Origin of the sequence: Streptomyces sp. OZ13 (genome assembly GCF_052068155.1) — a bacterium.
Lineage (GTDB): Bacteria > Actinomycetota > Actinomycetes > Streptomycetales > Streptomycetaceae > Streptomyces.
The window spans coordinates 1-25,037 of record NZ_JBQHCZ010000013.1 but is presented as its reverse complement, the minus strand read 5'-3'; the positions used below and the strand labels follow the sequence as shown (position 1 = coordinate 25,037).

The following is a 25,037-nucleotide window of genomic DNA, read 5'->3' as shown; positions in this document are numbered from 1 at the left end:
CCTATCTCCAGCGGCGGACGACGGGACCGCACACCATAGCCGCAGCCCGGTCCGATGTCCGCCCTCAGTGCCCCGCCCGGCCGTTCAGGATTTCGTCGAGCGCGCGAGCGAACACCAGTCTTCCCACCCGGGTCACGAGCCGGTCCAGCAGCCGCGGCAGCCGGGCGAGGCGCAACTCCTCCACCCACAGGACCACCGAACCGGAGTCCGTGCCATGGACCTCGATCTCGGCCCAGCCGGTCACGACCCGGCCGCGCTTCTCCAGTCGGCAGCGGCCCCGCCGGCCCGCCGACGGCGGCTCCCACTCGACGATCTCCATCGGATCGTCGAAGCAGAACCGGCCCGTACCACTGCGCGCGACGACCGTGGTGCCCACGCCTGCGGGCCCGGGGCCCGACGCCGTGACGGCGGTCAGCGGCACCGCCGCCCCGTGCGCCGGCCAGTCCGTGACCTTCAGCCAGCACTCGGTGGCCGGCAGACCCGTGACCCGTCCGATACGGAAGGTGCTCACACCGCTCAGCCGTCCTGCGCGTCGGCCTGTTCGCCCGCGACGACGAGCGACGGCAGATGCTCTGCGATCTCCTCGCGGACCGCCGCCGACAGCCCCGCGTCGGTGACCAGGGTGTCCACGTCGTCGAGCCCGGCGAACGAACTGAGGCCCACTGTCCCCCACTTGGTGTGGTCCGCGACCACCACCACGCGGCGCGCCGCCTGCACGAGGTGGCGGTTGGTCTCCGCCTCCGCCAGATTCGGCGTCGACAGACCGGCCTCCGCCGAGATGCCGTGCACGCCGAGGAACAGCACATCGAAGTGCAGCGAGCGGATCGCCTGGTCGGCCACCGGCCCGACCAGCGAGTCCGACGGCGTGCGCACCCCTCCGGTGAGCACCACCGTCGCGGCGCCCGGCCGCTGGCCGCCCGCGCCGCCCGACCGCTGTGCCGTATGGAAGACGTCGGCCACCCGCACCGAATTGGTGACGACCGTCAGGTCCGGCACGTCCAGCAGATGGTGCGCCAGCGCGTACGTCGTCGTCCCGCCGGACAGGGCGATCGCGCTGCCGGCCGCCACCAGGCCCGCCGCGGCCCGCGCGATGTCCTCCTTCGCCCTCAGCTCAAGCGCCGACTTCGCCTCGAACCCGGGCTCGTGCGTGCTCGCCTCGACCACCGGGACGGCGCCGCCGTGCACCTTCTCCACGACGCCCTGCCGAGCCAGGGCGTCCAGATCGCGCCGCACGGTCATGTCGGACACATTGAGCCTGCGGGTCAGTTCGTTGACCCGGACCCCGCCGCGCCTGCGCACCTCGTCGAGGATCAGAGCACGCCGCTGCTCCGCGAGGAGGTTCTGGTTGTCGCTCACCGCCGGGGCCGGTCCTTCCTGGTCGCCGTACGCCGTCCACGCCCTCCCACGAGGCCGTGGCCAAGGCTTCTCATCCTCGCACGCGTATTGCCCGTCGGGCTCGGGGAGATTCCGTGAGAGCGGTGCGGCGGGCTGTCGTGATCCGCGATTCTGTCGCCATCGTTGCCGCGGGGGGCACACCGGGTCGGGCCGCACCGTACCGGGCCATCGGGTTCCACCCCGTTCCGTCCTGTTGTGTTCCGGCTCGTCCCGAGATGAGGGAGTCACCGCAGTGTCCCCTGCCACCCAGGCACCGCGAAGCGGCGGTCCCGCACTCGAGCTTCTCGTCCACGGTGTCGGCGGAGCGACCCCGCAGGACATGCTCGGCGACCCCCGTACCGTACGGATAACCGGCGACGAGAAGGCCGCCGTGTACCGCCGCACCGACGACGCGGAGGCGGAGAACCGCCCCGGCGAGTACCAGGACCGGCCCATCCCCGAGGCGTACTGCTGGTCCAACCTCACGTCCGGCAACGGCGCTCGCGCCCTGTGGCTGCTGCTGCTCCCGTTCATGGTCGTCAACCTCGCGCACTGGATGCGGCCCAGAGCCAAGGGAAGACGCAGGACCACCCGCCTCTACGGCGCGCTGGTGCGCCTGGTCGCCCTCAGCCTCACCGTGCTGCTGACCGCGGCGGCCTGTGAGGTCGCGCTCGACCTGCTGGCCTGGCAGTGCGCCGGGTCGGACAAGTGCAGCGACGAGAGGTCATGGCTCGGCTTCATGTCCGCCGCCAGGGAAGGCTGGTGGTCCCAGCCGGGGCGGCGCCTGGCCCTCGCCGCGGTGGTGCCGGCCGCGCTGGTCGCGCTGCTCTGGTACCTGTCCAACCGGACCTGGAGCGCCTACGAGTCGCAGCGCCCGCCGACCGGCGTCGGTGACGCGCCCGCCGGGGACGACGAGGACGACGAGGACGCTCCGGAGGCCGACGGCGATCACAACGGCCGCGGGGCGGACGGAGACCACGACGGCCGCGGCGCCGGTGAGGCCGCGGAACAGCGGAAGCCGCTCGTCCGGCCCGCGCTGGGAAGGCCCGGCTTCTGGTACGGCCGGCGGCTCGTCGCCCGGCTGCGTGCCGCCCACACCGCCGCCGGATTACTCAGCGTCGCCGCCGCGGTCGCCGGAGCCGCCGCCCGGCACGACCGGGGCGGCGAGGACGCCCTGTTGAAGATTTGCGGCATCCTCCTGGAAGGCGCGCTCGTCGCCGGCGCGGCCGCCGTGCTCTGGGTGGTGGCCCGCCGGGGACGCAGCGAGCGGCGCGTCGACGCCGGCATCGACCGGGCCGCCGTGCGCTGCCTGCCGGGCGCCGCCCTGGCCCTGCTCGCCCTGTCGCTGCTCTACGCCTCCTGGTCACGCCCCGGATGGACCTCCGCCGGCACCCTGCCCGGTGACGTCACCTTCCGGGTGATCGTCCTCGCCCAGGGCGCCCTCGTCGTCGCCCTGGCCGTCGCCGCCCGGCGGCTGCACCGCCGCGCCCGGCACCCCCGCACCGTGCTGCACGGGCTCGGCGGGCCCGCCGTCGCCATGCTGGCCTGCGCGCTCGGCGGCGTGATGACCGGCGGCGTCGCCCAGCGCGTCGCCGACTGGCTCGACGGACCGGGCACCCCCGGCATGGACGGGGAGGGCACCATCCCGGGCCCGCCGGTGCTGCTGAGCTGGCAGGCGTCCGTCATCCCCGTCCTCCTGGCGGTGCTGCTCGTACCGGCCGTGCTGCTCGCCGTACGGACATGGCTCGCCGCACGCCGTCTCGTGCCGCAGATCGAGGCCGAGTACTTCGACGGCGACCCCGGCGAAGGCCGCCGCGACCGTGTCCGCACCCGCCGGATAGCGGGCACCCGCGCCCGGGCGGCACTCACCGACGTCGCCCCGCTGATCGTCGGCGTCGTCTCCGGCGCGACCCTGCTGCTCGGCTCCGCGGCCGTCGGCGGCGCGTGGCTCAGTGGCGAGGTGCCCGGCCGCTCCTTCGGCGACGGGCCCGCGGAGTCGGCGGCCGAGACCGCGCAGGCGCTCGGCTCCTGGCTCGTCGGCTTCGGCTTCATACTGTTCGTCACCATGGGCCGCCGCGCCTACCGCGACGCCTCCGCCCGGCGCACCATCGGCATCCTGTGGGACGTGGGCACCTTCTGGCCGCGCGCCGCGCACCCCTTCGCGCCGCCGTGCTACGCCGAGCGGGCCGTCCCCGACCTGACCTGGCGCATGTGCACCTGGACCGGGCGGACCGGCGGCCGGCTGGTGATCTCGGGGCACTCCCAGGGCAGCGTGCTCGCCGCGGCCGCCGTGTGGCAGCTGCCCGCCGCCACCCGCAAACGGGTGGCGCTCCTGACGTACGGATCGCCGCTGGAGCGCCTGTACGGGCGCTGGTTCCCCGCCTACTTCGGGCCCAAGGCGCTGCTGGAGCTCAGCAGCGAGGTCGACTGCTGGCGCAACCTGTGGCGGCGCACCGACCCCATCGGCGGGCCGATGCTGATCGCCGCGGAGACGGATCCCCCCGGTGACGGCTGCGACGACCCGACAGACGTCGACCGTCAGGCGCTCAAGGACCCGGTGGTCTACGGCCGTTCGGAACGCCATCCGCTGCCGGAGCCGATCCTCGGGCACTCCGACTACCAGGCCCACCCGGACTTCGCCAAGGAGCGGGCGGCCCTGCTCGACCGGCTCACGCCGGCCGTGCCCCGGCAGGCTCAGGGCAGTTCGGGCAGATCCTCCGCGTAGAGCAGGGTGAGGTCGTCGGTGTTCGTCTCCGCGAGCTCGGCGACCCGCCCCGCGTGCCGCTCCACCATCGACTCGAACGTCTGGCGCGCGGTACGGCCGTTGCCGAAGGCCGGCCCCTTGGGCAGCGCCGTGAAGTACTTCAGCAGCGCCTCCGACGTGCCCTCGGCCAGCCGGTACTCGTGCTCCTCCGCCTGCTGCTCGACGATCCGCAGCAGTTCCTCAGGGTCGTAGTCGCTGAAGGTGATGGTCCGTGAGAAGCGGGAGGCGACACCGGGGTTGACCGCGAGGAAGCGCTCCATCTCCGCCGTGTAGCCGGCGACGATGACCACGACGGCGTCCCGGTGGTCCTCCATCAGCTTCACCAGGGTGTCGATGGCCTCCTTGCCGAAGTCCCGGCCGGAGTCCTCGGGAGACAGCGCGTACGCCTCGTCGATGAACAGCACACCGCCGCGCGCCCGGTCGAACGCCTCCTGGGTGCGGATCGCGGTGGAGCCGATGTGCTCGCCCACCAGGTCCACCCGGGACACCTCGACGAGATGGCCGCGCTCCAGGACCCCGAGGGAGGCGAGGATCTCCCCGTACAGCCGGGCGACGGTCGTCTTGCCCGTGCCCGGTGAGCCGGTGAAGACCAAGTGGCGCCGTACGGAGGCCGCCTTGAGACCGGCCTCCTGACGGCGGCGGCCCACTTCGATCATGTTGGTGAGCGTACGGACCTCGCGCTTGACGCTGTGCAGGCCCACCAGGGCGTCCAGTTCGCCGAGGACCGCGACGGAACTGCGCACCGGCTCCTCCGACGGGGCGGGAGCCGGGACGGACTGCGTGCTCTGTGAGGGTACGGCGGACAGCAGACCGGGCGTCCTGGTCGCCGTCAGGGTGGCCGTCGCAGGCTCCGCGCCGGGGCGGGCGATCCCGCTCTCGTCGCTGGTGCAGTCCTCGACGACCGGGCCGGAGTCCTCGCCGAACTCGTAACCGCCGCGCGCACAGCGCTCCGTGCGGCAGCGGTTCAGCGTCGTACGGCAGCCGTCCATCACATGGAAGCCGTAGCCCCCGCTGCCGGTCACCCGGCAGGCGCGGAAGGTGCCGCGGCCCTCCGCGGACACGTAGAAGCCGGCCTCGGCCGGGGAGGTGACGGTGCAGCGCTCGATCACCGGGTCCGCGCCCTTGGTGACGATCACGCCCGTCTGGGCGGCGTCGATGGTGCAGCCGTTCAGGGTGCCGCCGCTGCCGTGGTCGCGGAACCAGGCGCCGGTCGAGACCTCGCGGATACGGCAGTCGTCGAGCTGTGCCGTCGCGCCGTCGCTCACCGAGACCGCCGTGTTGCGGACCTGCGAGAGGTCGCTGTCGACGACGTCGACGCGGGAGCCGCGGTCGAGGACGAACAGCGCGTCGGGCACGTCGTGGACGCGGCAGGAGTCGAGCACCGCCGTCGCGCCGTCACTGACCCAGACCGCCGGGTAGTCGCCCGTACTGTCGTGGATCTCGCACTGGTTGGCGTCCACGCGTGTCCCCGGGTCCCACACGGACAGGCCGTTGCGGCCGAAGCGGCGCACCGTGGAGCGGGTGAGCGTCAGCACGGACCGGGAGCGCAGATCGATCGCGTTCTCCGGGATGTCGTGGATGTCGCAGTCGGAGAGGGTGAGGACCGCGTCCGTGTCGAGGGTGACGCCGTCGGCCGATGTGCGGTGCACGGAGGAGTCGGTGAGGTGGGCGCCGGCGCGGGACGCGATCTGTACGCCGGTGCCCTTGATCTCGTAGACCTCGCAGCCGATCGCCTCCAGACCGCTGCCCTCGCCGGAGACGCTCAGGCCCGCGCCGGAGGTGTGGTGCACCCGGCAGCGCTCGAGGCGTGGATGCGCCCCGCCGTGCACCGACACGCCCGACTGGCCCGCCGCCACCACCTCGCACTCCTCGAAAACGCCGCCCGCGCCGTCCAGTACGCCGATCCCGACGCCCGCGGGGTTGTCGACGGTGCAGCGGCGCACCGTGGGCCGTGCGGCGCCGCGCACCTCGAGACCGACGGCGGACCTGGTGACGATCCGCAGGTCCGTCAGCTCTGGCGTGCCGTCCTCGACCAGCAGGGCGGGGGCGGCGGAGTCCTGGCCTTCCACATGCAGGTCCCGCACGGTGGCGGAGGCCCGGACGGTCAGCGGCACACCGTCGGCCGGGGCGATGCGCACCGACCCGGCAGCGCCCTCAGGGCCGCGCAGCGTGACCGCGCGACGGACGACGAGATTCTCGCGGTAGGTGCCGGGGGCGACGGTGAGGATGTCCCCGTCACCGGCGGCCTCCAGGGCAGCGGCGAGGGAGGGGTACTCGCCTGTGCGGCGCCGCCACCGCGAGGTGCCGGTGTGCGTCACCTGGACCGTGCCCTGTGCCATCGTGCTGCTCTGCCCCCACCTCGTGTTCCGTACAACGCCGCGTCTCTGAGGGGAACGCCTCCCGAACCCCGAAGGGCGTCGCACCACCGTAGCGCGCGCGGCCCGCGGGAGTTGACGGGATGTGGCAGGTCAGCTTCCTGCGCCGGTGCGCCCCCAGTCGGGCCCCACCGCTGCCCAGGCCCGGTCCAGCGCGGCGTGTCTGCGGCGCACCAGCCGCCAGAGGACCAGCCTCCTGGCGCATTCCACGAGCACACCCCAGGCCAGCGCGGCGCCGACGCCGGCGAGCGCGGCGTGCACCTCGGCGGCGGCCACGCTCATCGGGCGGGGCACCATGCGTCCGGAACCGTCCGTCCACACCGGGAAGGTGTCACCCGGGCGGGGTGCGGGCAGCGTGGTGGGGACAGTGCCGGTGTGCCGACTGCCGTCCGGGGCGGTCCACTTCGCGTTGACCGCCCCGCGGCGCTCGTCGGCCGCGGCGGTCTCCGGGTCGAAGGCCACGGGCCGCGGGAGTTCGGCCGACCCGAGCACGGTGGCCGTCGTGGCGTGCCGCTGGAGGCGCTGGACACGGATCGACTGGCGCAGCGACTCCTCGGTCAGCGCACCGGTGATCCAGCCGACCGCCGGGGCGGCCGTGACGATGAGCAGGACGGCGGCCAGCGCGAGCCACGCCTCGCACAGATCGGTGGCACGCCGCAGGGGATTGCGGCGCCAGCGCCAGATGCCGACGGCTGCCCGCACGATCCGCACCCCCTTCCCTTGTCCGTGATAGCCCGGCAGGGCACGGCACAAGCGCGGGTGGTGCGAAGAGAGAGGAACGTCACCCCGCGAGCCGTGCCGCGCATTGTCCAACGAGCCTGCCACCGCGATCGGTTCCCGTCGGGCGGGCGACGTCGGCAGCGGGTGCAGGGCAGGGTCGGTCACGCGGGCAGAGGGACCGGGGCCGGTCGCTCTGCGTGATCAGGGAGGGGCGAGCCGGTGAGGGGCTCATGTACGTGGCGCACGTGGGCACATGAGCGCGTGGCGAGGGAACTCATGAGCGTCCAGGGCGGATCTCCGGTGTGCCCTGCTCGTGGAGCGGCGGCCCGCCCTGCCTCCGCGCCGGAGCACTGTCCGGACGGGCCGCCCTCGCCGTCGCTCAGTACCCCCGGCCCTGGTACGGGCGGTTGTACGGATCCTCGTAGGGCGCGGGCGCCGGAGCGGGACGCGCCGCCGCCGGCCGCATGGCCTCGTAGCCGGTGGACACCGGCCGCTGCGGCTGGGACTGGTACTGCGGTCCCGGATAGCCGCGGGGAGGGCCGGCCTGCTGCGGGATGTACGGGGCGGGCGCATGCTGCAGCGGGACCGGCTGCTGCGTCTGCTGCGGGTAACCGTAGGCGGGGGCGGGATGGGAGGGTGCCGCCGGGAGGGCGGGCAGGGCCGCGGGGAGCGCCGGCAGGTAGCTGTTGCCGGTGTCGTATGCGGCAGGCACTCGGATCGGGGCGATCTGAGGGGTGCCCCGCTCCGCGACCAGGGAGTCGTAGATCGGGGTGTCGGGAAACGCCGGCGCGGAGTAGTAACCGCCGCCATAGGTGGCGCGGGGGGAGGTCATGGCACATAAGTTAAGCCCACGATGTGCTGGTTGGGGAGACCGATAAGAGGGTTGTTTCATCAGCTCTGAGTGACCACGGTTCACTAATGTGGGCGAAGTTGGGGGAAACGGGCTTCCTGGCGTCTCGCGATCGTGTAAAGGGCAAGCTGGGAGAGGGTTACCGACGGGTCGGCCCCCTGTGGGGGATGTATGCGGAATAGGTTGACGATGAACGATCTTCCGGGCGCAACGAATCGAGATGGGGGAGAGCATGTCCATGCTTAAGGGAGCGAATACTCCGGTGTCGGTGCGGAGTGTCCGCGTCGAGCTGGGCTGGCACTCCGGACCGGGGGTGCCCGACGTCGACGCGTCGGCACTCCTCCTCCTGTCGTCGGGGAAGGTCCGTTCCGACAGCGACTTCGTCTTCTACAACCAGCCGGCCCACGCCTCGGGAGCCGTACGGCACGAGGGCAAGCAGTCGACGACCGGCGCCACGACCGATTCCGTCGCCGTCGACCTCGACCGCGTCGAGAGCTCGATCGAACGCGTCGTGCTGGCCGCCTCCGCCGACGGCGGCACCTTCGGGCAGGTGCCCGGCCTCCACATCAAGGTGCTCGACGCCGGCTCCGGCGCCGAGATCGCCCGCTACGACAGCCAGGACGCCACGGTCGAGACGGCCTTCGTGCTCGGAGAGCTCTACCGGCGCCAGGGCGCATGGAAGTTCCGCGCCGTCGGGCAGGGCTACGGCACCGGCCTCGAAGGGCTCGCCACGGACTTCGGCATCACCGTCGACGAACCGCAGCAGGCCACCGTCACCGAAGCCGCCGTCACCCAGGCCACCCTGCCGGCGGTCACGCCGCCCGTCGCCACCCCGCCGCCCCCGCCGGCGGCGCCCCCCGCACCGGCCACCCCCGCCGCGCCGCCCGCCCCGGCGGCTCCGGTACGCCTCACGAAGGTGACGCTGACCAAGGAGTCGCCGAGCGTCTCCCTGACCAAGCAGGGCGGCACCTCCGGCGCGATGCGCGTCAACCTCAGCTGGCAGGTCCGCAAGCAGTTCCAGGGGTGGGGCGCCAAACTCGGCCGGGCCATCGCCATGCACGGCGACCTCGACCTCGACCTGTGCGCCCTCTACGAACTCTCCGACGGGCGCAAGGGCGTCGTGCAGGCCCTCGGCAACGCCTTCGGGGCGCTGAACCAGCCCCCGTTCATCCACCTCGACGGGGACGACCGCACAGGCGGGACCCCGGGCGAGAACCTCACCATCAATCTCGACCGCCGGCAGGACATCCGCCGCGTCGTCATCTTCGTGACCGTCTACCAAGGGGCCCGCAGCTTCGCCGACCTCGACGCGACGGTGACGCTGCAGCCGCAGCACGGAGCGGCGATCGACTTCTCCCTCGGCGAGTGCACCGTTCCCTCCACGGTCTGCGCCCTCGCCCTGATCACCAACACCGGCTCCGACCTCGTCGTCCAGCGGGAGGCCCGCTTCCTGGTCCCGGAACGCGGCGTGAGCCCGCAGCGCACGATCGACCACGCCTACGGCTGGGGCATGAACTGGACCCCCGGCCGCAAGTAGCGGCCCCTGCCTGCTCCCGCCCCGCGTCACCCGGCGGGGCGGGAGCTGTTTCACGCGGAACCCGGTAACCGCGGCGCGCTCAGGAGTCGCCGGCGGCCTCGGGCCGCGCGTAGGTGCGCCCCTTCCATGCGGCGCCCCGGCCCCGGTAGTGCTGCACCGCGGAGTCGACCGTCATCAGGAGATAGAGCGCGGCGGTGAACGGCAGGGTCAGCGCGAGGAGCGGCGGCTGGCGGTAGTAGCGCAGCATCGGCAGGTACGTGCCCGCCATCACCGCCCACGCCGCCGCCCCCGCCCACGCGGCCACCGCGTCCCCGCCGAGCAGCCCGACCGCCAGCGCCGCCGGCGGGGCGAGATACACCAGCGCCAGCCCCCCGACCGTCCCCGCCAGCACCGGCGGGCTGTGACGCAGCTGGGCGTAGGCGCTGCGCGACACCATCCGCCATAGATCCGCCAGCCGTGGGTAGGGGCGCACGCTCTCGACCCGGTCGGCCAGACCGAGCCAGATCCTGCCGCCCGAGCGCCGCACGGCACGGGCCAGGGAGACGTCGTCGATCACCTCCTGGCGGATCGAGTCGGGGACACCGGCCCGCGTCGCGGCCTCCGTACGCAGCAGCACACAGCCGCCCGCCGCGGCCGACGTCCGCGCCCCCGCCTTGTTGATCCACCGGAACGGATAGAGCTGCGAGAAGAAGTACACGAACGCCGGCACGACCAGCCGCTCCCAGCCGCCGGCGACCCGTAGCCGCGCCATCTGTGACACGAGGTCCAGGCCGCCGGTCCGCGCCGCGGCGACCAACTCCCGGAGGCTGTCCGGCCCGTGGGCGATGTCGGCGTCGGTGAGCAGCAGGAACTCCGGGTCGCGTTCCTCCGCGGCGTCGATGCCGTGCCGCAGGGCCCACAGCTTCCCGGTCCAGCCGTGCCCGGGCTCGCCCGGCGTCACCAGCCGCAGCGGCAGGCCACCGTGCCGCGCCGCCAGGGACCGTGCCAGGTCCCCCGTACCGTCACCGCTGTTGTCGTCGACGAGCACGATCTCGGCCCGGCCCGGGTAGTCCTGGGCGAGCAGCGTCGGCAGACTCACGGGCAGTACGTCCGCCTCGTCCCGCGCGGGCACGACGACGGCGACATCCGGCCAGTGCGCCGGATCCTCGCGGTCCGGCAGCCGCTGGTCGGTCCGCCAGAAGAAGCCCTGGCCGAGCAGCAGCCACCCCCAGGCGGCCAGCGATCCGACAGCGGTCCAGGCAAGAGCGCTCATCCGCCGCAGTCTGCCCCACGCAAGGCCCGCCGTGACGGCGGTCGACTATGGTGACCGGGTGAAGATCGCGCTCATGGATTCCGGTATCGGCCTGCTGGCGGCGGCGGCCGCAGTGCGTACGCTGCGCCCCGACGCCGACCTGGTGCTGTCCTCCGACCCCGGCAGCATGCCGTGGGGTCCCCGTACACCGGACGATGTCGCCGGGCGGGCGCTGACCGTGGCGCGGGCGGCCGCCGCGCACCGGCCCGACGCGCTCATCGTCGCCTGCAACACCGCTTCCGTGCACGCCCTGCCCGCCCTCCGGGCCGAGCTCGAGCCGTCGATCCCGGTCATCGGTACGGTCCCCGCGATCAAGCCCGCCGCGGCCGGGGGCGGTCCCGTCGCGATCTGGGCGACGCCTGCGACCACGGGCAGCCCCTACCAGCGCGGACTGATCAAGGAGTTCGCCGGCTCGGTCGAGGTGACCGAGGTTCCCTGTCCGGGTCTCGCCGACGCGGTGGAGCGGGCGGACGAGGACGCGATCGACCGGGCCGTCGCCGCGGCGGCCGCGCTCACTCCCCGTGACGTCCGGGCCGTCGTCCTCGGCTGCACTCATTACGAACTGGTCTCCGAGCGCATCCGGGCGGCGATCCAGCAGCCCGGCCTGCCGCCCCTCGTCCTGCACGGCTCTGCGGGAGCCGTCGCCGCGCAGGCCCTGCGCCGGATCGGTGCGGAGCCCGCTCCCGACGCGTCGCCGAGCGGCCGGCTCACGGTCCTGCTCAGCGGGACGGAAGCCACTCTTCCGGCGGAGGCGCTCGGTTACGCGGAGAGCCGCCTGCTGCCTGCGGTGACCCCGGTCCGCTGAACCGGGTCGCGGCCCTTTCACGGGCGTAGACCGCTGCCTGCCGGCCGGGACGCCCCTGGTCCCCGACCGCCACCCGCGACCTGTGACGACGGCAGGTGCCGCACGCCGGTCGGGTGGTTCGTCCGCGCGTGCGTTTCCGAGGCCACGGGGCGCTGATGGGTGCCTTTCCCGCCCTTGTCGCCGTTTCGCCGCATCAGTGCTGGTTGTCCCGATGCTGGGTAGGGTCCTAGGCATGAGGCACCACTTCCGCCACGAGGGGCGCGGCTCGGAGCCCCTTCCAGAGGTCTGGACCGGCCGGGCGACCAACCGCATGCAGTGGCTGCTCGCCGTGGCGGGGCTGGCCTGTCTGGCCCTCGGCATCAAGCTGGCCATCGGGGCCACGTGGACCACCGGCATCGCGGCGATGCTGATGGCGGTCATCGGCTGCGTCGCGGCGGGCCTCATGATCCTTTACGGGACGCTCGCCTTCGTGCACGTGGCGGTGAAGATCGACAGCCATGCGCTGGACGTGCGCTGCGGTCACATCGGCGTACCGCGCCGGCACATCCCCCTGTCGCATGTGGAGAGCGCGGAGTTCGTCCACCGGGTGACGCCCCGGCAGTGGGGCGGCTGGGGCTGCCGCTGGCGTCCCGAACAGGGCACCGCGGTCGTCGTCCGGCGCGGCGAAGGCGTGGCGGTCACCCTCAGCGACGGCAGCAGGTTCACGGTGACGGTCGACGACGCGGCCATGGCGGTACGGGTCCTCCGCGCCAGGATCAATCACCTCAAGGCGACCGGGGCACCGGGAGCCACGGGGGCGAGCCAGGCGCCAGGGGCGTGAGCCGGCCCGTGCGGAGCCGCCCGCGGCACCTTCATCTTTCGTGACCGCCCCCGTGCCTGCCCGGGCGGCCTCGGCAACTCCGGCGACTCCGCGTTCTCCTGGCGGTTGCACGCGCCGTGCCGCGGCCTACAGGTCCTGTCCTTCGCGCGGCGTGCGCGCCGTGGCCAGTCCCGCCAGCAGCGCGGCCCCGGTGGTGACGGGGGCGAAACTCAGCACGTTGCCGACACAGGCCAGCACCGCCACTGCCGTCAGCGCGGCGGCGGCGCTCAGTGCCACGGGCGTCGGGCGGGGCGAACGCCCGAGCCCGTACAGGATCCAGCCGAAGACCGCCGCGAGCAGCGCGACGCCGGCCACTCCCTGCTCCGCCGCCTGCTGGAGCGGTGCCGAGTGGGGTTTGTTCCCCGAGGCCGGCGACTGGACGGACGCGAGGCTCAGCCGGCCGAAGCGAGCGGGACCGACGCCCCGGACAGGCTCCCGTTCCGCCAGGGTGAGGGCGTCCCGCCACAGAGCGACCCGGTGCACGGTGAGTGGCGCCTCCACCGAGGTGGCGAGGCCGGAGGGAAGGGCGTCCTCCGCGACGGCCCACGTGGTTCCCGCGACGAGGCCCGTCGCCAGCGCGAGTGCCACGAGAACGGCGGCGCGCCGGCGTATCCGGGCCACGGCGAGCGAACAGAGCAGCACGGTCAGGCAGGCGGCGAACGCGGGGACGGACGCCAGCACGAGCGCGGAACAGGCCACGGCCGTCGCGAACAGGCGCGACACCGTCCTGCCTCCCGCCGTCCGGGCGGCCGACGCCGCACAGCAGGCCGCACCCGTGCCGAGCACCAGGAGTGCGGCGACGGCGCCCGTCTGTCCCAAGGGGGTGACGGCACCGGCGGCGGCTCCCGGGACCACCCCGTCATGGGCCACGACCGCGACCGTGACGGCCCCCGCCGCGGTCACGACGAAGCCGCCGACCGGTAGGAGCGACCCCGCGATCCGTCCGCAGGCGTATCCCGCGGTCACGGCGAACACGGCGAGCAGCACGCCCTCCGGCCGCCCCTCACGTCCGGCGGCGCTGACCAGCGACCACACGGCGCAGCCGACAAGGACGACGACGCCCGCCGCGTCCGCACCGCTACGGCCTTCGCCACCCGTGTGCGCACGCTGCCCGCGATCCGGGTGCGTGCGCGCACCCTGCCCGCGATCCGGATGCGTGTGCGTACCGTCCCTGGGATCCGGGTCCGAGCCGCGTTCCGGGTGCGCGTGCGCACCGTTCGCGCGATCCGGGCCCGTCTCCGGATCGCTTCGGTGTTCCCGGCCCGTGGGCGGACCGCCCGTTGAACCCATCCCGTCGCCCCCCGACTGTGACGGGCCCCGCGCGGCCGGAACGGGCCGGACGCCGACGGGCGCCCGATGCGCGACAGCCGGAACCGACCTGAACGGCTCGTGGTGTGCGCGGGACCGGCGAACACGCTAACGGGAGCCTCGGACATGTGTGGAGTGATTGCGGAGAAACGTTGCTGCTGGGTGAGGTGGACGTGACTGCGCCGCTCACAGGCCTCCGCCGTAGACTCCGCCGGGTGAGCGCCATCATGACCCCCGTCGACACCCCCGGACCCGCACCCACCGAGGGCCGGCCGCTGCTGCGCCGGTTCGCGCGCCCAGGTGCCGCCGCGCTCTCCGGCCTGCTGCTCTTCGCGAGTTTCCCGCCGCGTCCGCTGTGGTGGCTGGCCGTTCCGGCGTTCGCCCTGCTCGGCCTGACACTGCACGGACGCCGGCCGCGGTCCGCGTTCGGGCTCGGCTACCTGGCGGGCCTCGGCTTCCTGCTCCCCCTGCTGTTCTGGACGGGCGAGGAGGTCGGCCCGGTGCCCTGGCTGGCGCTGGTCGCGGCGGAGGCGCTGTTCGTGGCGTTCGCCTGCATGGGCATCGCCCTCGTCTCACGGCTGCGGGCGTGGCCCGTGTGGGCCGCCGCCGTCTGGATCGCGGGCGAGGCCGCGCGTGCCCGCGTACCGTTCGGCGGCTTCCCGTGGGGCAAGATCGCCTTCGGTCAGGCCGACGGCTTCTTCCTGCCGCTCGCGGCGCTCGGCGGCACCCCTGTGCTGAGCTTCGCCGTCGTGCTCTGCGGATTCGCCCTCTACGAATGCGCGCGGCAGGCGCTTGCTCACCGCCGCGGCGGGACCGTTCCGCGCATCGCCGCCGTGACGGCGCTGCTCGCCCTCCTCGTGCCCGTCGCCGCGGCCCTCGCCTCCCGGCCGCTGGTCGACGACTCCGCCGAGGACGGCACCGCCACCGTCGCCGCGATCCAGGGCAACGTCCCCCGGCTCGGTCTCGACTTCAACGCCCAGCGCCGGGCCGTCCTCGACAACCACGCCCGCCGGACGGAACAGCTCGCCGCGGACGTGGCGGCCGGCAAGGAACCCCGGCCGGACTTCGTCCTGTGGCCGGAGAACTCCTCCGACCTCGACCCGTACCGCAACGCCGACGCCCGCCAGGTCATCGACCGGGCGGTCAAGGCCATCGGTGTTCCGACCGTCGTGGGCGCCGTGCTGACCCCGGAGACGGGCAAGCTCCGCAACACCCTCATCGAGTGGGACCCCGCACGGGGGCCCGTCGACACCTACGACAAGCGCCATGTGCAGCCGTTCGGCGAGTACATCCCGATGCGGTCCGTCGTACGGGTCTTCAACTCCGACGTGGACCGGGTCCAGCGCGACTTCGGACCCGGGCACGAGGTGGGGGTCTTCGACCTCGCCGGTACCGAGGTCGGCCTGGTCACCTGCTTCGAGGCGGCCTTCGACGACGCCGCCCGCGACACCGTCACGCACGGCGCGCAGCTCATCTCCGTGCCGAGCAACAACGCCACCTTCGGCCGGAGCGAGATGACGTACCAGCAGCTGGCGATGTCCCGCGTGCGGGCCGTCGAACACAGCCGGTCCGTCGTCGTCCCCGTCACCAGCGGTGTCAGCGCCGTCATCCTGCCCGACGGGGAGATCGTCGAACAGACGGCGATGTTCACGCCGGACGCGCTGGTCGCCGAGGTGCCGCTGCGCTCGTCGCTCACGCCCGCGACCCGGCTCGGCAGCGCCCCCGAACTGGTCCTCGTGCTGCTCGCGGCCGGCGGCCTGTCCGCCGTCGCCGTCGGCGCGGTCCGGACCCGGCGGCGTGCGACGGACGGGACGGCCACGGCGGCCGACAAGGCCTGAGTCCGCCGGGCCTCCGGCCACGGCGGCGGACAAGGCCCGAGTCCGTCAGGCGTCCGGCCAGGGTGCTGCGCTGTCGGTGCCGGCCGGGAGAGCGCCAGGGGGCTGTGCCGGTCCGCGGAGGGGCTCGGACGGTCCGGCCGGGGCCGGCGGTAGGGTCCGGGCATGGCAACTCCCGATTTCATCCGCGCCATCCGGGCGACCGCCGGCCACCAGCTGCTGTTCCTACCGGGTGTCAGCGCCGTCGTCTTCGACGACGCGGGGCGGGTGCTGCTGGGCAGGCGTGCCGACACGGGCAACTGGTCGATCATCGGCGGCATCCCGGAGCCCGGCGAACAGCCCGCCATGACGGCGGCACGCGAGGTGTACGAGGAGACCGCCGTGCGCTGCGTGGCCGAGCGGGTCGTGCTGGTGCAGGCGCTGCCGAGGCCCGTCACCTATCCCAACGGCGACGTGTGCCAGTACATGGACATCACCATGCGCTGCCGCGCGGTGAGCGGCGCCGCCGAGGCGCGTGTCAACGACGAGGAGTCCCTCGAGGTGGGCTGGTTCCCCGTCGACGCGCTGCCGGAGCTCCACGACTTCGCGACCTTCCGGATCAAACATGCGCTGTCCGAAGGACCAGCATGGTTCGAACCCACCAAGGCGTAGCGAAGTATGGGCTGCGACCACATCGGTCGACGGATGATCGCTGCCTAATGTGCCGGACATGACCGCGCCCACCACACCGCCCGGCACCCCCGTCCCCGCAGCCGCGGCGTCCACCCTGTCCGTCGACCTCGGCGGCCGCACCGCCCTCGTCACCGGTGCCGCGGGCGGCATCGGCCGCGCCTGCACCCTCCGGCTCGCGGCCGCCGGGGCCAAGGTCAGAGCCGTCGACCGGGACGCCGACGGACTGGCTGCGCTCGCCGCGCACAGCGAGGGCCTCGCCGGGGCGGTGGAACCGTACCTGCTCGACCTCACCGACCTGGACGCCGCGGAAGCGGCGGCCGCCGGCACGGACATCCTCGTCAACAACGCGGGCCTGCAACTGGTACGGCCCATCGAGGACTTCCCGCCGGACGTCTTCCACACCGTGCTCACGGTGATGCTCGAAGCCCCGTTCCGGCTGATCAGGGGCGCGCTGCCGCACATGTACGCACAGGACTGGGGCAGGATCGTCAACATCTCCTCCGTACACGGACTGCGCGCCTCCGCCTACAAGTCCGCGTATGTGGCCGCCAAACACGGTCTCGAAGGACTCTCCAAGACGGCCGCCCTCGAGGGCGCACCGCACGGCGTGACCTCCGTCTGCGTCAACCCCGGATATGTGCGCACACCCCTCGTCGAGAAGCAGATCGCCGACCAGGCCGCCGCGCACGACCTGCCGGAGGACCGCGTGCTCACCGAGGTCCTCCTCAAGGACTCCGCGATCAAGCGGCTCGTCGAGCCGGAGGAGGTGGCGGAGGCCGCCCTGTACCTCTGCTCGCCCCAGGCCTCCTTCATCACCGGTACGTCCCTGACCCTCGACGGCGGCTGGACGGCTCACTAGGCGTATCGATCACGACGCGTGTCACGCCAGGCGTCTCGACAGGTGTATCGATCACGAGCGGGTCCAGGTCCTGTCGTCGGGCCGGGTACCGCATCGTTGTCCACAGGGCTGGTGCGACCGCCCGTACGGCAGGAATCCTGTGTCCATGTCCCACGATCAAGCCCACTACCTGGAGCTCCTCGCACGCGGCGCGGCCGCCGACGCGTACGACAGGCCGTTGCTCCTCGCCCGCGCGGACGGCGCCGGGCCCGAGCAGCTGGCCGCGCTCGAACACGCCAAGCAGCTGGCCCTGCGGGTGCGGGCGGAGCTGGAGGGGCGGCGCCGCCGCGAGGCGGAACTGTCCGCCCTCTTCGAGACCGCGCACGACCTCGCCGGTCTGCGCGACCTCGACGCGGTGCTCCGGGCGATCGTGCAGCGGGCCCGGTCGCTGCTGGGCACCGAGGTCGCCTACCTCAGCCTCAACGATCCGGCGGCCGGCGACACGTACATGCGGGTCACCGAGGGTTCGGTGTCGGCCCGGTTCCAGCAGGTGCGGCTCGGCATGGGGGAGGGGCTCGGCGGACTCGTCGCCCAGACCGCGCGGCCCTATGTGACGGAAAGCTACTTCGACGACGCCCGGTTCGAGCACACAGGGACCATCGACGCCGCGGTCAAGGACGAGGGCCTCGTCGCCATCCTCGGCGTGCCGCTCATGCTGGGCAGCCAGGTCATCGGCGTCCTGTTCGCCGCCGACCGGCGCGCCAGGGTCTTCGAACGGGAGCAGGTCGCGCTGCTCGCCTCCTTCGCAGCCCACGCGGCCGTCGCCATCGACACCGCCAACCTCCTCGCGGAGACCCGCTCCGCGCTCGCCGACCTCGAGCGGGCCAACGCGATCATCCAGGACCACAGCGGCGTCCTGGAGCGCGCCTCGGACGTCCACGACCGTCTGACGGAACTGGTCCTGCGCGGCGGGGGCGTCGACGATGTGGCCGCAGCGCTCTCCGAAGTCCTCGACGGGACGGTCGAGTTCACCGCGGGCGGCCCGGACACCGCGCGCGCCGGCGGCCATGCGACACGGCACGGCGACGACTGGGTCGCCGCCGTCGCCGCCGGCGGGGAGGTCTTCGGCTCCCTGGTCCTGCACGGGCACCCCGACCTCGATCCCGCAGGCCGCCGCACCCTCGAACGCGCCGCGATGGTCACCTCCCTGCTGCTCCTCGCCGAACGGTCCGCCCACGACGCGGAACAGCGGGTGCGGGGCGAACTGCTCGACGACCTGCTCGACTCCCCGGACCGCGACCCCAGACTGCTGCGGGAGCGGGCCGCCCGGCTGCGGGCCGACCTCGACACCCCCCATGTCGTGCTCGCCGCCCGGATCGACGGCACGGCGGACGAGACCGCCACCAGGGCCGACGCCACCCGCGCCGAGCCGGCCGCCGGCCGCAAGTCCGGCGCGCGCGGCGGCTCATGGAGCCGTGCGGGCTCCCTCGACGGGTCCGCCGTCTCCGCACGTGAGACGGCGGACCGCCGGCGCCTCTGGTCCGCTGCCTCGCACCTGGCCGCGACCCGTTCCGGTCTCGCCGCCGCACGCGACGGCGGCACGGTCCTGCTCCTGCCCCTCGGCCCTGGCGACACGGCGGCGGACCTCGCCCGCCAGACCGCCCGGCAGCTGGGCGGCGCGCTTCGCGAGCCGGTGACCGTCGGCGCCTCCTCGCCGGTCGACTCACCGGCCGAGGACCCGGCGCCGGTGGCCACGGCCTATGCCCAGGCCCGCCGCTGCCTCGACGCCTTGCGCCTCCTCGGCCGCTCCGGGGAGGGCGCCGCGGCGCAGGACCTGGGGTTCCTCGGGCTGCTGCTGGCCGACCCCGGTGACATCGACGGCTTCGTGCACCGCACCATCGGGGAGATCATCGACTACGACCGGCGGCGCGGTACCGACCTGGTCCGCACCCTGGACGCCTACTTCGCCAGTGGCATGAGCCCGGCCCGCACCAAGGACGACCTGCACGTCCATGTGAACACCGTGGCCCAACGGCTCGAGCGCATAGGCCGGTTGCTCGGCCCCGACTGGCAGGCGCCGGCGCGGTCCCTCGAGATCCAGCTGGCGCTGAGGCTGCACGCTATGTCGTCGTCGGCCGGCTCCTGAGGACCTGCCCGCCTGTCGCCTGTCCAGGCGACCGCGCGTCCCGTTCGCGGGGATCGGAACCACCGTTCCCCCGCCGTCCATGAGGTCCACGAGGTCCCCACCGCCTCCGTATACGCGAACTGCGCGGACCCCGTCCGGGTCCGCGCAGTTCGCGTATACGGAGGGGCCGGCCGACCGGCCGGCCCCCACCGGGTCAGGCGGTACGGGCGTCCGCCGCGGCTGTGGCCGGAGCGTCCTCGACCTCGTCCGCGGCAGTGTCCAGCGTGGTCAGGTCCCGCTCCCTCGTCTCCCGTGCGCAGGCGATGGCCACCACGGTGAGCAGGGCCGCGGCGATCACGTACAGGGCGATGGGCGTCGACGAGTCGTAGTCGGCCAGCAGAGCAGTGGCGATCAGCGGTGCCGGCGCACCGGCGGCGACGGATGAGAACTGCGCGCCGATCGAGGCACCCGAGTAGCGCATCCGCGTCGCGAACATCTCGGAGAAGAACGCCGCCTGGGGCGCGTACATCGCACCGTGAAGCACGAGACCCACGGTGACGGCGAGCAGCAGGGCGCCGAACCCGGCCGTGTCGATGAGCGCGAAGAACGGGAACATCCAGGCTCCGACGCCGATCGCGCCGATCAGATACACCGGCCGGCGCCCGATGCGGTCGGACAGCGCACCCCACAGCGGGATCACCGCGAAGTGAACGGCGGAGCCGATGAGGACGGCGTTGAGCGCGGTCTGCTTGCTCATGTCCACGGCGGTGGTCGCGTAGACGAGGATGAACGCCGTGATCACGTAGTAGCTGATGTTCTCAGCCATACGCGCGCCCATGGCGATCAGGACATCGCGCCAGTGGTGGCGCAGCACGGCGACCACCGGCATCTTCTCCACCTGGTCGGCCTCCGCCTTGCGCTGCTCGGCCTGGGCCAACGCGGCCTTGAAGACCGGCGATTCATCGACAGAGAGACGAATCCACAAGCCGACGATCACCAGCACGCCGGACAGCAGGAACGGTATGCGCCAGCCCCATGAGGAGAAGGCGGCGTCGGAGAGCAGCGCCGTGAGCGCTGACAGCACACCGGTGGCGAGCAGCTGCCCGGCCGGGGCGCCCGTCTGAGGCCACGAGGCCCAGAATCCGCGCCGTTTGGCATCGCCGTGCTCGGACACCAGCAGCACCGCGCCGCCCCACTCGCCGCCGAGCGCGAAACCCTGCACGAGCCGCAGCACGGTCAGCAGGATCGGAGCGGCGGAGCCGATCGTCGCGTGGGTCGGCATGAGTCCGATCGCGAAGGTCGCACCGCCCATCATGAGCAGGCTGAGCACCAGCAGCTTCTTACGTCCGAGCCGGTCGCCGTAGTGTCCGAAGACGAGCGCGCCGAGCGGACGCGCGGCGAAGCCGACGGCGTAGGTGAGGAACGAGAGGAGGGTTCCGACCAGCGGGTCCTCATCCGGGAAGAACAGCTCGTTGAAGACCAGCGCGGCGGCGGACCCGTAGAGGAAGAAGTCGTACCACTCGATGGTCGTGCCGATGAGACTGGCGGCGACGATGCGCTTCAGCGAGCTCGGCGCTGGTGGAGCGGTTTCTGGGGCGGCCATGTACACCACTTCCGGACAGTTGGCGGGGACGTTTGCGTGTCGCCACACCGTAGAAACACGCAGGTCAGTGGCGTATGTGGTGGGACACCATAGTTCCAGGTGTAGGAGTGCGCGCGCCCACCATGGAGCCGGTACCAGGGTGTTCGGCGGAGCCTCAACGAAGCCACGAAGGACGCTGTCCGAGTTGCGCTATTCGGGCATGATTTGAAGGCGCCGTGCTGACTCCCGTGCTGGTTTCGTGCTGACTAAAAGCCCACGTCATCACCCCTTCTCACCGCTCCCGTGCTGACTTGGTGCTGACTACGCTGCGTTGAAGTCCGGCATCTGCGGCAGATCGGATTCTGGACCGGCGGGCCGTGGCTGGGTCGCGGCTGCTCCTGGATGATCGCAGTCGCGGTAGCGCGGACGGTCCCTCGGGCAGGCCGGCGCTTTGCCATCGATCGCGATCCGCATGCGTGGCGATGTTGTTCCTGTGGTGTCTGGAAGCCGCCCGTAGATCGGTGATCCAAGTCGTAGGCTTTCCCGGACAGCCGCGTACAACTGGGGAGTGTGGCGCGGGGGGATGCGCCTGCGCCCACCTGTGGCGTCGGCCCTTCGGTGGGGGTGCGATGTATCTGGCCACGCTGAACGGCTGAGAACTTCCGCGTTTTCGGTGCTCGGAGGTCGTCCGAGGACGCGGGAGATTCGCTCGAACTAGAACTGACGCCTGGGGTATCCGTCCTGTTGGGGGAGAACGACGCGGGGAAAACGGCTGTCGTCGATGCCATACGCCTGTGCCTCCTGACGACAGCTGCGGATTTCTACCGTGTTGCCAAGGACGACTTTCATGCCGGACTTGGCGGGCGCGCGGACACGTTCACCATCACGTGCCGCTTCAAGGAGCTCTCGACGGAGGAGCAGGGCATCTTCCTCGAGCATCTGACCACCGAACCGAATGGAACGTCGTCCCTGTACATCACCTTCAAGGCCGAGCTGATGGAACCCTTGCCCCCGCATCGGGTTTCGGTCACGACACGGACCGGTCCGAATGGTGAGGGACCCACTCTGGACGGTGCGGCACGAGAGCATCTGAAAGCCACGTACCTTCGGCCGCTGCGCGATGCCGAGGGGGAGCTGCGGGCGGGGCGGGGCTCACGTCTCTCACAGATCCTCGCCGGTTACCCCACGATGAAGGCTGAGGGCGCGAACGACTTCGACGTCGACAACGAGATGGCCATCACTCTGGTCGGCATCATGCGCCGCGCCGAGCATCACATCCGTTCCAACAGCACCGTCATGGCCGTGCTCGATGACATCAACAGTGGGTACCTGGAGAAATTCTCTATCGGAAGCGACACGCTTCGAGGTGAGATCGGCGTCGCTGGTGACGCCACCCTTTCCCGCGCCCTGGAACGTCTCGAGCTCAGGCTTTCGACCGGTGAGTCGGTATGGACCCGTCGGGGGCTGGGATACAACAACGCCCTGTTCATGGCTGCTGAGCTCCTGTTGCTGGGCAACAACGACGTTGCGCCGCTCCTCCTGATCGAGGAGCCGGAAGCGCACCTTCACCCACAGCTGCAGACACGGGTGATGGACCTCCTGCTCGACCGGGCGGCCGGTGGGGAGAGCGCCGCCGACCCACGGGTTCAGGTCATCCTCACCACACACAGCCCGCACCTTGCCTCCGCCGTTCCCGTGGAGTGGATCACTCTTGTCGCCGCTGGCCGCACGTTCAGCCTCGCACCGGGCATGACCGGGCTCGACCCCAGCGACTACGCCTTCCTGCCCAAGTTCCTCGACGCGACGAAGGCCAACTTGTTCTTCGCCCGGTCTGTGGCCCTGGTGGAGGGAGACGCCGAGGCGCTGCTCCTGCCGGCCCTTGCGGCTGCCGCGGGTTGGTCGTTCAGTGAGAACGGCGTCAGCATCGTCAACGTGGGGCACACGGGCCTCTTCCGCTACAGCCACATCTTCAAGCGTGACGGCCAGCAGATTCCGGTGTCCGTCGCCTGCATACGTGACCGGGACTTGCTTCCGCCAGACACCCCTGAGGACATGCGAGGCCAACTCCCCTCAGTCTCAACCATGACTTCTCAGCAGGTCGAGGCGCACGTAACGCGACTGAAGGGCGGGGACGCCGGGCCGGTGAGGACGTTCGTGTCCGACCAATGGACGCTCGAGTACGACCTGGCAGCGGCTTCGTGGCCCCGTCATGCACCAAGCCGTATGTTCCGCAGGGGCGTCGACGAACAAATGGCCCACCGGCCCCGAGTTGGTCGACATCCAGGCTCGTGCGGCCGAGGAGATCGCGGAGTGGCGGAAGGACGAGACCTCCCTGGACGAGGCGGCCATGCGTATCTACAGGCCGCTGCGACGAAAGCCCGGTAAGCAGGCCAGCAAGGCGATTTCGGCACAGTACGCCGCACAGCTGCTGACTCCGGGGTCCCTCGCCCGGTCGGACCTCCCCTTGTACCTGCGTGATGCGTTCAGCCACCTCTGTGGTGGGGCGTGAGTTGTGGAGCTGCCTCTGACGCCGGACACGCTGTCCAAGGAGAAGACCGAGACGGTCGCAGCCGGGATGGGGATCACGCTCCCGTACCCGGAACAGTGGGACTTCCTTCAGAGTCTTCACACCATGGACCTCCAGGCAGCACCAGGCTCCGGGAAGACCAGCCTGATCGGCCTCAAGCTGGCGCTGCTCGCGCAAGGCTGGACGTCGACCACCCATGGGGTCTGCGTCCTCTCCCACACCAATACGGCCAAGGACGAGATCAAGTACCGGATCACTGCTACCACGGCCGGCCGCAGGCTGCTCGGCTACCCGCACTTCATCGGCACCATCCAGTCCTTCACCCATACCTTCCTTGCCGCCCCCGCGATCAGAGGCCAAGGAGGCCGGATCGTCGTGGTGGACGACGCGGCCTACGCTGCAGCAGCTCACCGCACGCTCATGAAGGGCTGGGACTACCCGAATCTGCGGACCACGTTGAAAGCACCAGAGGGACGGGGAGCGTCTCCTGGCCGATGCCCGCTTCGTCTGTGACGCGGGTGAACTGGACGTAGTCTCCTACCGCGGACTGCCGTTCAAACCGGAATCTGCGAGTGGCAAGGAGTTCGCGCGTCTCAAGCGTCGTTTGGCGTGGTCCGGGATCTTCCGGTTTGAGGATATGTACGCCATCGCCGAGCGGCATTTGGTCCGTGCCCCGCACCTCGCCCGAGCTATTTCGTCGCGATTCCCGTTCGTGTTCCTGGACGAGATGCAGGACACCGACGCACTCCAGCAGCGCCTTCTCGACAAGATCTTCGGAGCCGGCGGCACGGTGGTGCAGCGGGTTGGTGACGTGAATCAGCGCATTTTCTCCGGGCATCCGAAGGACGATGCCGGTGCCGCGTCGTTCCCGGCGGCGATGGCCAGTGAACTGCCGGTGAGCCGTCGATTCGGCGGCCGAATAGCGGAACTCGCCAGCGAACTAACCGTCCACCGGCGGCAGACGATCGTTGGTGCCGGCCGGGATGGCAAGGTGGCTCTGATCGTCTTCGACGAGCAGTCCGTAGCAGAGGTCGTGCCGGCCTTCGAGCGGCTCGCGGCGGAGACGGTCCCCGAGGACCTGCTGACCATCAGTCCGCCAAGGGTCCTGGGAGCTCGGAAGAGGCCAGGGGAGGCGAAGCGGTTTCCGCAGAGCGTGGCCTGCTACGTTCCAGGATTCGGCACCGACGAGAAGGTGTCCGGGACGCATGGTTCGCTTGTCGAGCTGGTGTGGGCATCACGTGCTCGCTGGGCACCGGGGGCAAGCCGTGAGGCAGCAATAGACCTGTGGGACGGCATTCGCGCAATGGTCCGCCCGTACCTGCCGGCTGCGGCAACTCCGTTGCCTGCTCTGAACAGGATGGAACGGTCTCCAGCCACCGCCGGCGGGCGGATCAGGGCAATACTGCTCCACTTCCTCACAGGACCGGTGGAGGAGGCAGAAACATGGGAAGCGCTCTGCGCTCGACTGACCCATGCACTGCGAGACCTGGCGGGTCTTACTGATCGTTTCAGAATGAGGTTCGGAGTCGTCTCAAGCAGATGATGCTGCAGGCGAGTTGGAGCAGGCTGAGGTGG

Annotated in this window: 19 protein-coding genes and 1 pseudogene; 12 read left to right on the top strand and 8 right to left on the bottom strand. The window is 71.8% G+C overall.

Features of this window, described 5'->3' with window-relative positions; genetic code table 11:
• Positions 1-64: 64 nt before the first annotated feature.
• On the bottom strand, positions 65-511 hold the full coding sequence (locus tag ACTMTU_RS25655; RefSeq protein ID WP_441265807.1) for an SRPBCC family protein: 447 nt from the start codon (positions 509-511) through the stop codon (positions 65-67).
• Between the two features lie 5 nt (positions 512-516).
• Complete coding sequence (locus ACTMTU_RS25650) at positions 517-1,356, bottom strand: DeoR/GlpR family DNA-binding transcription regulator (protein WP_441265806.1); 840 nt, start codon at positions 1,354-1,356, stop codon at positions 517-519.
• Between the two features lie 271 nt (positions 1,357-1,627).
• On the opposite strand from ACTMTU_RS25650, the gene ACTMTU_RS25645 reads away from it, so the two are divergent.
• On the top strand, positions 1,628-4,099 hold the full coding sequence (locus tag ACTMTU_RS25645) for a hypothetical protein (protein WP_441265805.1): 2,472 nt from the start codon (positions 1,628-1,630) through the stop codon (positions 4,097-4,099).
• Here ACTMTU_RS25645 and ACTMTU_RS25640 read toward each other — a convergent pair.
• The 3 genes from ACTMTU_RS25640 to ACTMTU_RS25630 all read right to left on the bottom strand — a co-directional run bounded on the left by ACTMTU_RS25640 (position 4,069) and on the right by ACTMTU_RS25630 (position 8,065).
• Positions 4,069-6,477 carry a right-handed parallel beta-helix repeat-containing protein gene (locus ACTMTU_RS25640; RefSeq protein WP_441265804.1) on the bottom strand — a complete coding sequence of 803 codons (2,409 nt, stop codon included), beginning with the start codon at positions 6,475-6,477 and terminating at the stop codon, positions 4,069-4,071. The genes ACTMTU_RS25645 and ACTMTU_RS25640 overlap by 31 nt on opposite strands.
• 129 nt (positions 6,478-6,606) lie before the next feature.
• Entirely contained in the window at positions 6,607-7,215 is a 609-nt protein-coding gene (locus ACTMTU_RS25635; RefSeq protein WP_441265803.1) for an Rv1733c family protein, read from the bottom strand.
• A gap of 397 nt (positions 7,216-7,612) precedes the next feature.
• Complete coding sequence (locus ACTMTU_RS25630; protein ID WP_441265802.1) at positions 7,613-8,065, bottom strand: DUF6643 family protein; 453 nt, start codon at positions 8,063-8,065, stop codon at positions 7,613-7,615.
• Positions 8,066-8,315: 250 nt separating this feature from the next.
• Between ACTMTU_RS25630 and ACTMTU_RS25625 the strand changes: the two genes are divergently transcribed.
• Positions 8,316-9,620 carry a TerD family protein gene (locus ACTMTU_RS25625; protein WP_441265801.1) on the top strand — a complete coding sequence of 435 codons (1,305 nt, stop codon included), beginning with the start codon at positions 8,316-8,318 and terminating at the stop codon, positions 9,618-9,620.
• A gap of 79 nt (positions 9,621-9,699) precedes the next feature.
• Here the strand turns inward: ACTMTU_RS25625 and ACTMTU_RS25620 are convergent, their stop codons facing one another.
• On the bottom strand, positions 9,700-10,872 hold the full coding sequence (locus tag ACTMTU_RS25620; RefSeq protein ID WP_441265800.1) for a glycosyltransferase: 1,173 nt from the start codon (positions 10,870-10,872) through the stop codon (positions 9,700-9,702).
• A gap of 58 nt (positions 10,873-10,930) precedes the next feature.
• Here ACTMTU_RS25620 and ACTMTU_RS25615 point away from each other — a divergent pair, with 58 nt between their 5' ends.
• Both ACTMTU_RS25615 and ACTMTU_RS25610 read left to right on the top strand, forming a co-directional pair.
• Positions 10,931-11,716 (top strand): glutamate racemase, encoded by a 786-nt coding sequence (locus ACTMTU_RS25615; protein ID WP_441265799.1) that lies wholly within the window; start codon positions 10,931-10,933, stop codon positions 11,714-11,716.
• Positions 11,717-11,948: 232 nt separating this feature from the next.
• Positions 11,949-12,536, top strand: a complete 588-nt coding sequence (locus ACTMTU_RS25610) for a hypothetical protein (protein ID WP_441265798.1) — start codon at positions 11,949-11,951, stop codon at positions 12,534-12,536.
• A gap of 126 nt (positions 12,537-12,662) precedes the next feature.
• Here ACTMTU_RS25610 and ACTMTU_RS25605 read toward each other — a convergent pair whose 3' ends face one another.
• The gene (locus ACTMTU_RS25605; protein ID WP_441265797.1) at positions 12,663-13,562 is read right to left on the bottom strand and encodes an O-antigen ligase family protein; all 900 of its coding nucleotides are present in this window, start codon (positions 13,560-13,562) and stop codon (positions 12,663-12,665) included.
• 536 nt (positions 13,563-14,098) lie between these two features.
• Here ACTMTU_RS25605 and lnt point away from each other — a divergent pair.
• From lnt to ACTMTU_RS25585, 4 genes are all read left to right on the top strand, one after another.
• Complete coding sequence (gene lnt / locus ACTMTU_RS25600) at positions 14,099-15,721, top strand: apolipoprotein N-acyltransferase (RefSeq protein WP_441265796.1); 1,623 nt, start codon at positions 14,099-14,101, stop codon at positions 15,719-15,721.
• Positions 15,722-15,883: 162 nt separating this feature from the next.
• Positions 15,884-16,369, top strand: coding sequence for an NUDIX hydrolase (locus tag ACTMTU_RS25595; RefSeq protein WP_441265795.1), 486 nt, complete (start codon positions 15,884-15,886; stop codon positions 16,367-16,369).
• Positions 16,370-16,427: 58 nt separating this feature from the next.
• The gene (locus tag ACTMTU_RS25590) at positions 16,428-17,249 is read left to right on the top strand and encodes a 3-hydroxybutyrate dehydrogenase (RefSeq protein ID WP_441265794.1); all 822 of its coding nucleotides are present in this window, start codon (positions 16,428-16,430) and stop codon (positions 17,247-17,249) included.
• Positions 17,250-17,394: 145 nt separating this feature from the next.
• Positions 17,395-19,374 (top strand): helix-turn-helix domain-containing protein, encoded by a 1,980-nt coding sequence (locus tag ACTMTU_RS25585; RefSeq protein ID WP_441265793.1) that lies wholly within the window; start codon positions 17,395-17,397, stop codon positions 19,372-19,374.
• 193 nt (positions 19,375-19,567) lie between these two features.
• On the opposite strand, the gene ACTMTU_RS25580 is transcribed toward ACTMTU_RS25585, so the two are convergent.
• The gene (locus ACTMTU_RS25580; RefSeq protein WP_441265792.1) at positions 19,568-20,956 is read right to left on the bottom strand and encodes an MFS transporter; all 1,389 of its coding nucleotides are present in this window, start codon (positions 20,954-20,956) and stop codon (positions 19,568-19,570) included.
• A gap of 645 nt (positions 20,957-21,601) precedes the next feature.
• On the opposite strand from ACTMTU_RS25580, the pseudogene ACTMTU_RS25575 reads away from it, so the two are divergent.
• The 4 genes and pseudogenes from ACTMTU_RS25575 to ACTMTU_RS25560 form a co-directional block, all read left to right on the top strand.
• Positions 21,602-21,820 (top strand): annotated as a pseudogene (locus ACTMTU_RS25575) (AAA family ATPase); the annotation flags it as partial.
• Between the two features lie 111 nt (positions 21,821-21,931).
• Positions 21,932-23,320, top strand: coding sequence for an ATP-dependent nuclease (locus ACTMTU_RS25570; RefSeq protein ID WP_441265991.1), 1,389 nt, complete (start codon positions 21,932-21,934; stop codon positions 23,318-23,320).
• Between the two features lie 127 nt (positions 23,321-23,447).
• Positions 23,448-23,975 (top strand): UvrD-helicase domain-containing protein, encoded by a 528-nt coding sequence (locus ACTMTU_RS25565; protein ID WP_441265791.1) that lies wholly within the window; start codon positions 23,448-23,450, stop codon positions 23,973-23,975.
• Positions 23,950-25,005: a UvrD-helicase domain-containing protein gene (locus ACTMTU_RS25560; RefSeq protein ID WP_441265990.1), complete on the top strand. Its 1,056-nt coding sequence runs from the start codon at positions 23,950-23,952 to the stop codon at positions 25,003-25,005. Before ACTMTU_RS25565 ends, ACTMTU_RS25560 begins: the two co-directional genes overlap by 26 nt.
• The last annotated feature ends 32 nt before the right edge of the window (positions 25,006-25,037 follow it).

Coding starts and splice junctions, on each gene's coding strand:
- ACTMTU_RS25640 (WP_441265804.1), bottom strand. CDS start 6,477: ATGGCACAGGGCACGGTCCAGGTGACGCACACCGGCACCTCGCGGTGG.
- ACTMTU_RS25630 (WP_441265802.1), bottom strand. CDS start 8,065: ATGACCTCCCCCCGCGCCACCTATGGCGGCGGTTACTACTCCGCGCCG.
- ACTMTU_RS25625 (WP_441265801.1), top strand. CDS start 8,316: ATGTCCATGCTTAAGGGAGCGAATACTCCGGTGTCGGTGCGGAGTGTC.
- ACTMTU_RS25620 (WP_441265800.1), bottom strand. CDS start 10,872: ATGAGCGCTCTTGCCTGGACCGCTGTCGGATCGCTGGCCGCCTGGGGG.
- ACTMTU_RS25610 (WP_441265798.1), top strand. CDS start 11,949: ATGAGGCACCACTTCCGCCACGAGGGGCGCGGCTCGGAGCCCCTTCCA.
- ACTMTU_RS25595 (WP_441265795.1), top strand. CDS start 15,884: ATGGCAACTCCCGATTTCATCCGCGCCATCCGGGCGACCGCCGGCCAC.
- ACTMTU_RS25590 (WP_441265794.1), top strand. CDS start 16,428: ATGACCGCGCCCACCACACCGCCCGGCACCCCCGTCCCCGCAGCCGCG.
- ACTMTU_RS25585 (WP_441265793.1), top strand. CDS start 17,395: ATGTCCCACGATCAAGCCCACTACCTGGAGCTCCTCGCACGCGGCGCG.
- ACTMTU_RS25580 (WP_441265792.1), bottom strand. CDS start 20,956: ATGGCCGCCCCAGAAACCGCTCCACCAGCGCCGAGCTCGCTGAAGCGC.
- ACTMTU_RS25570 (WP_441265991.1), top strand. CDS start 21,932: ATGGAACCCTTGCCCCCGCATCGGGTTTCGGTCACGACACGGACCGGT.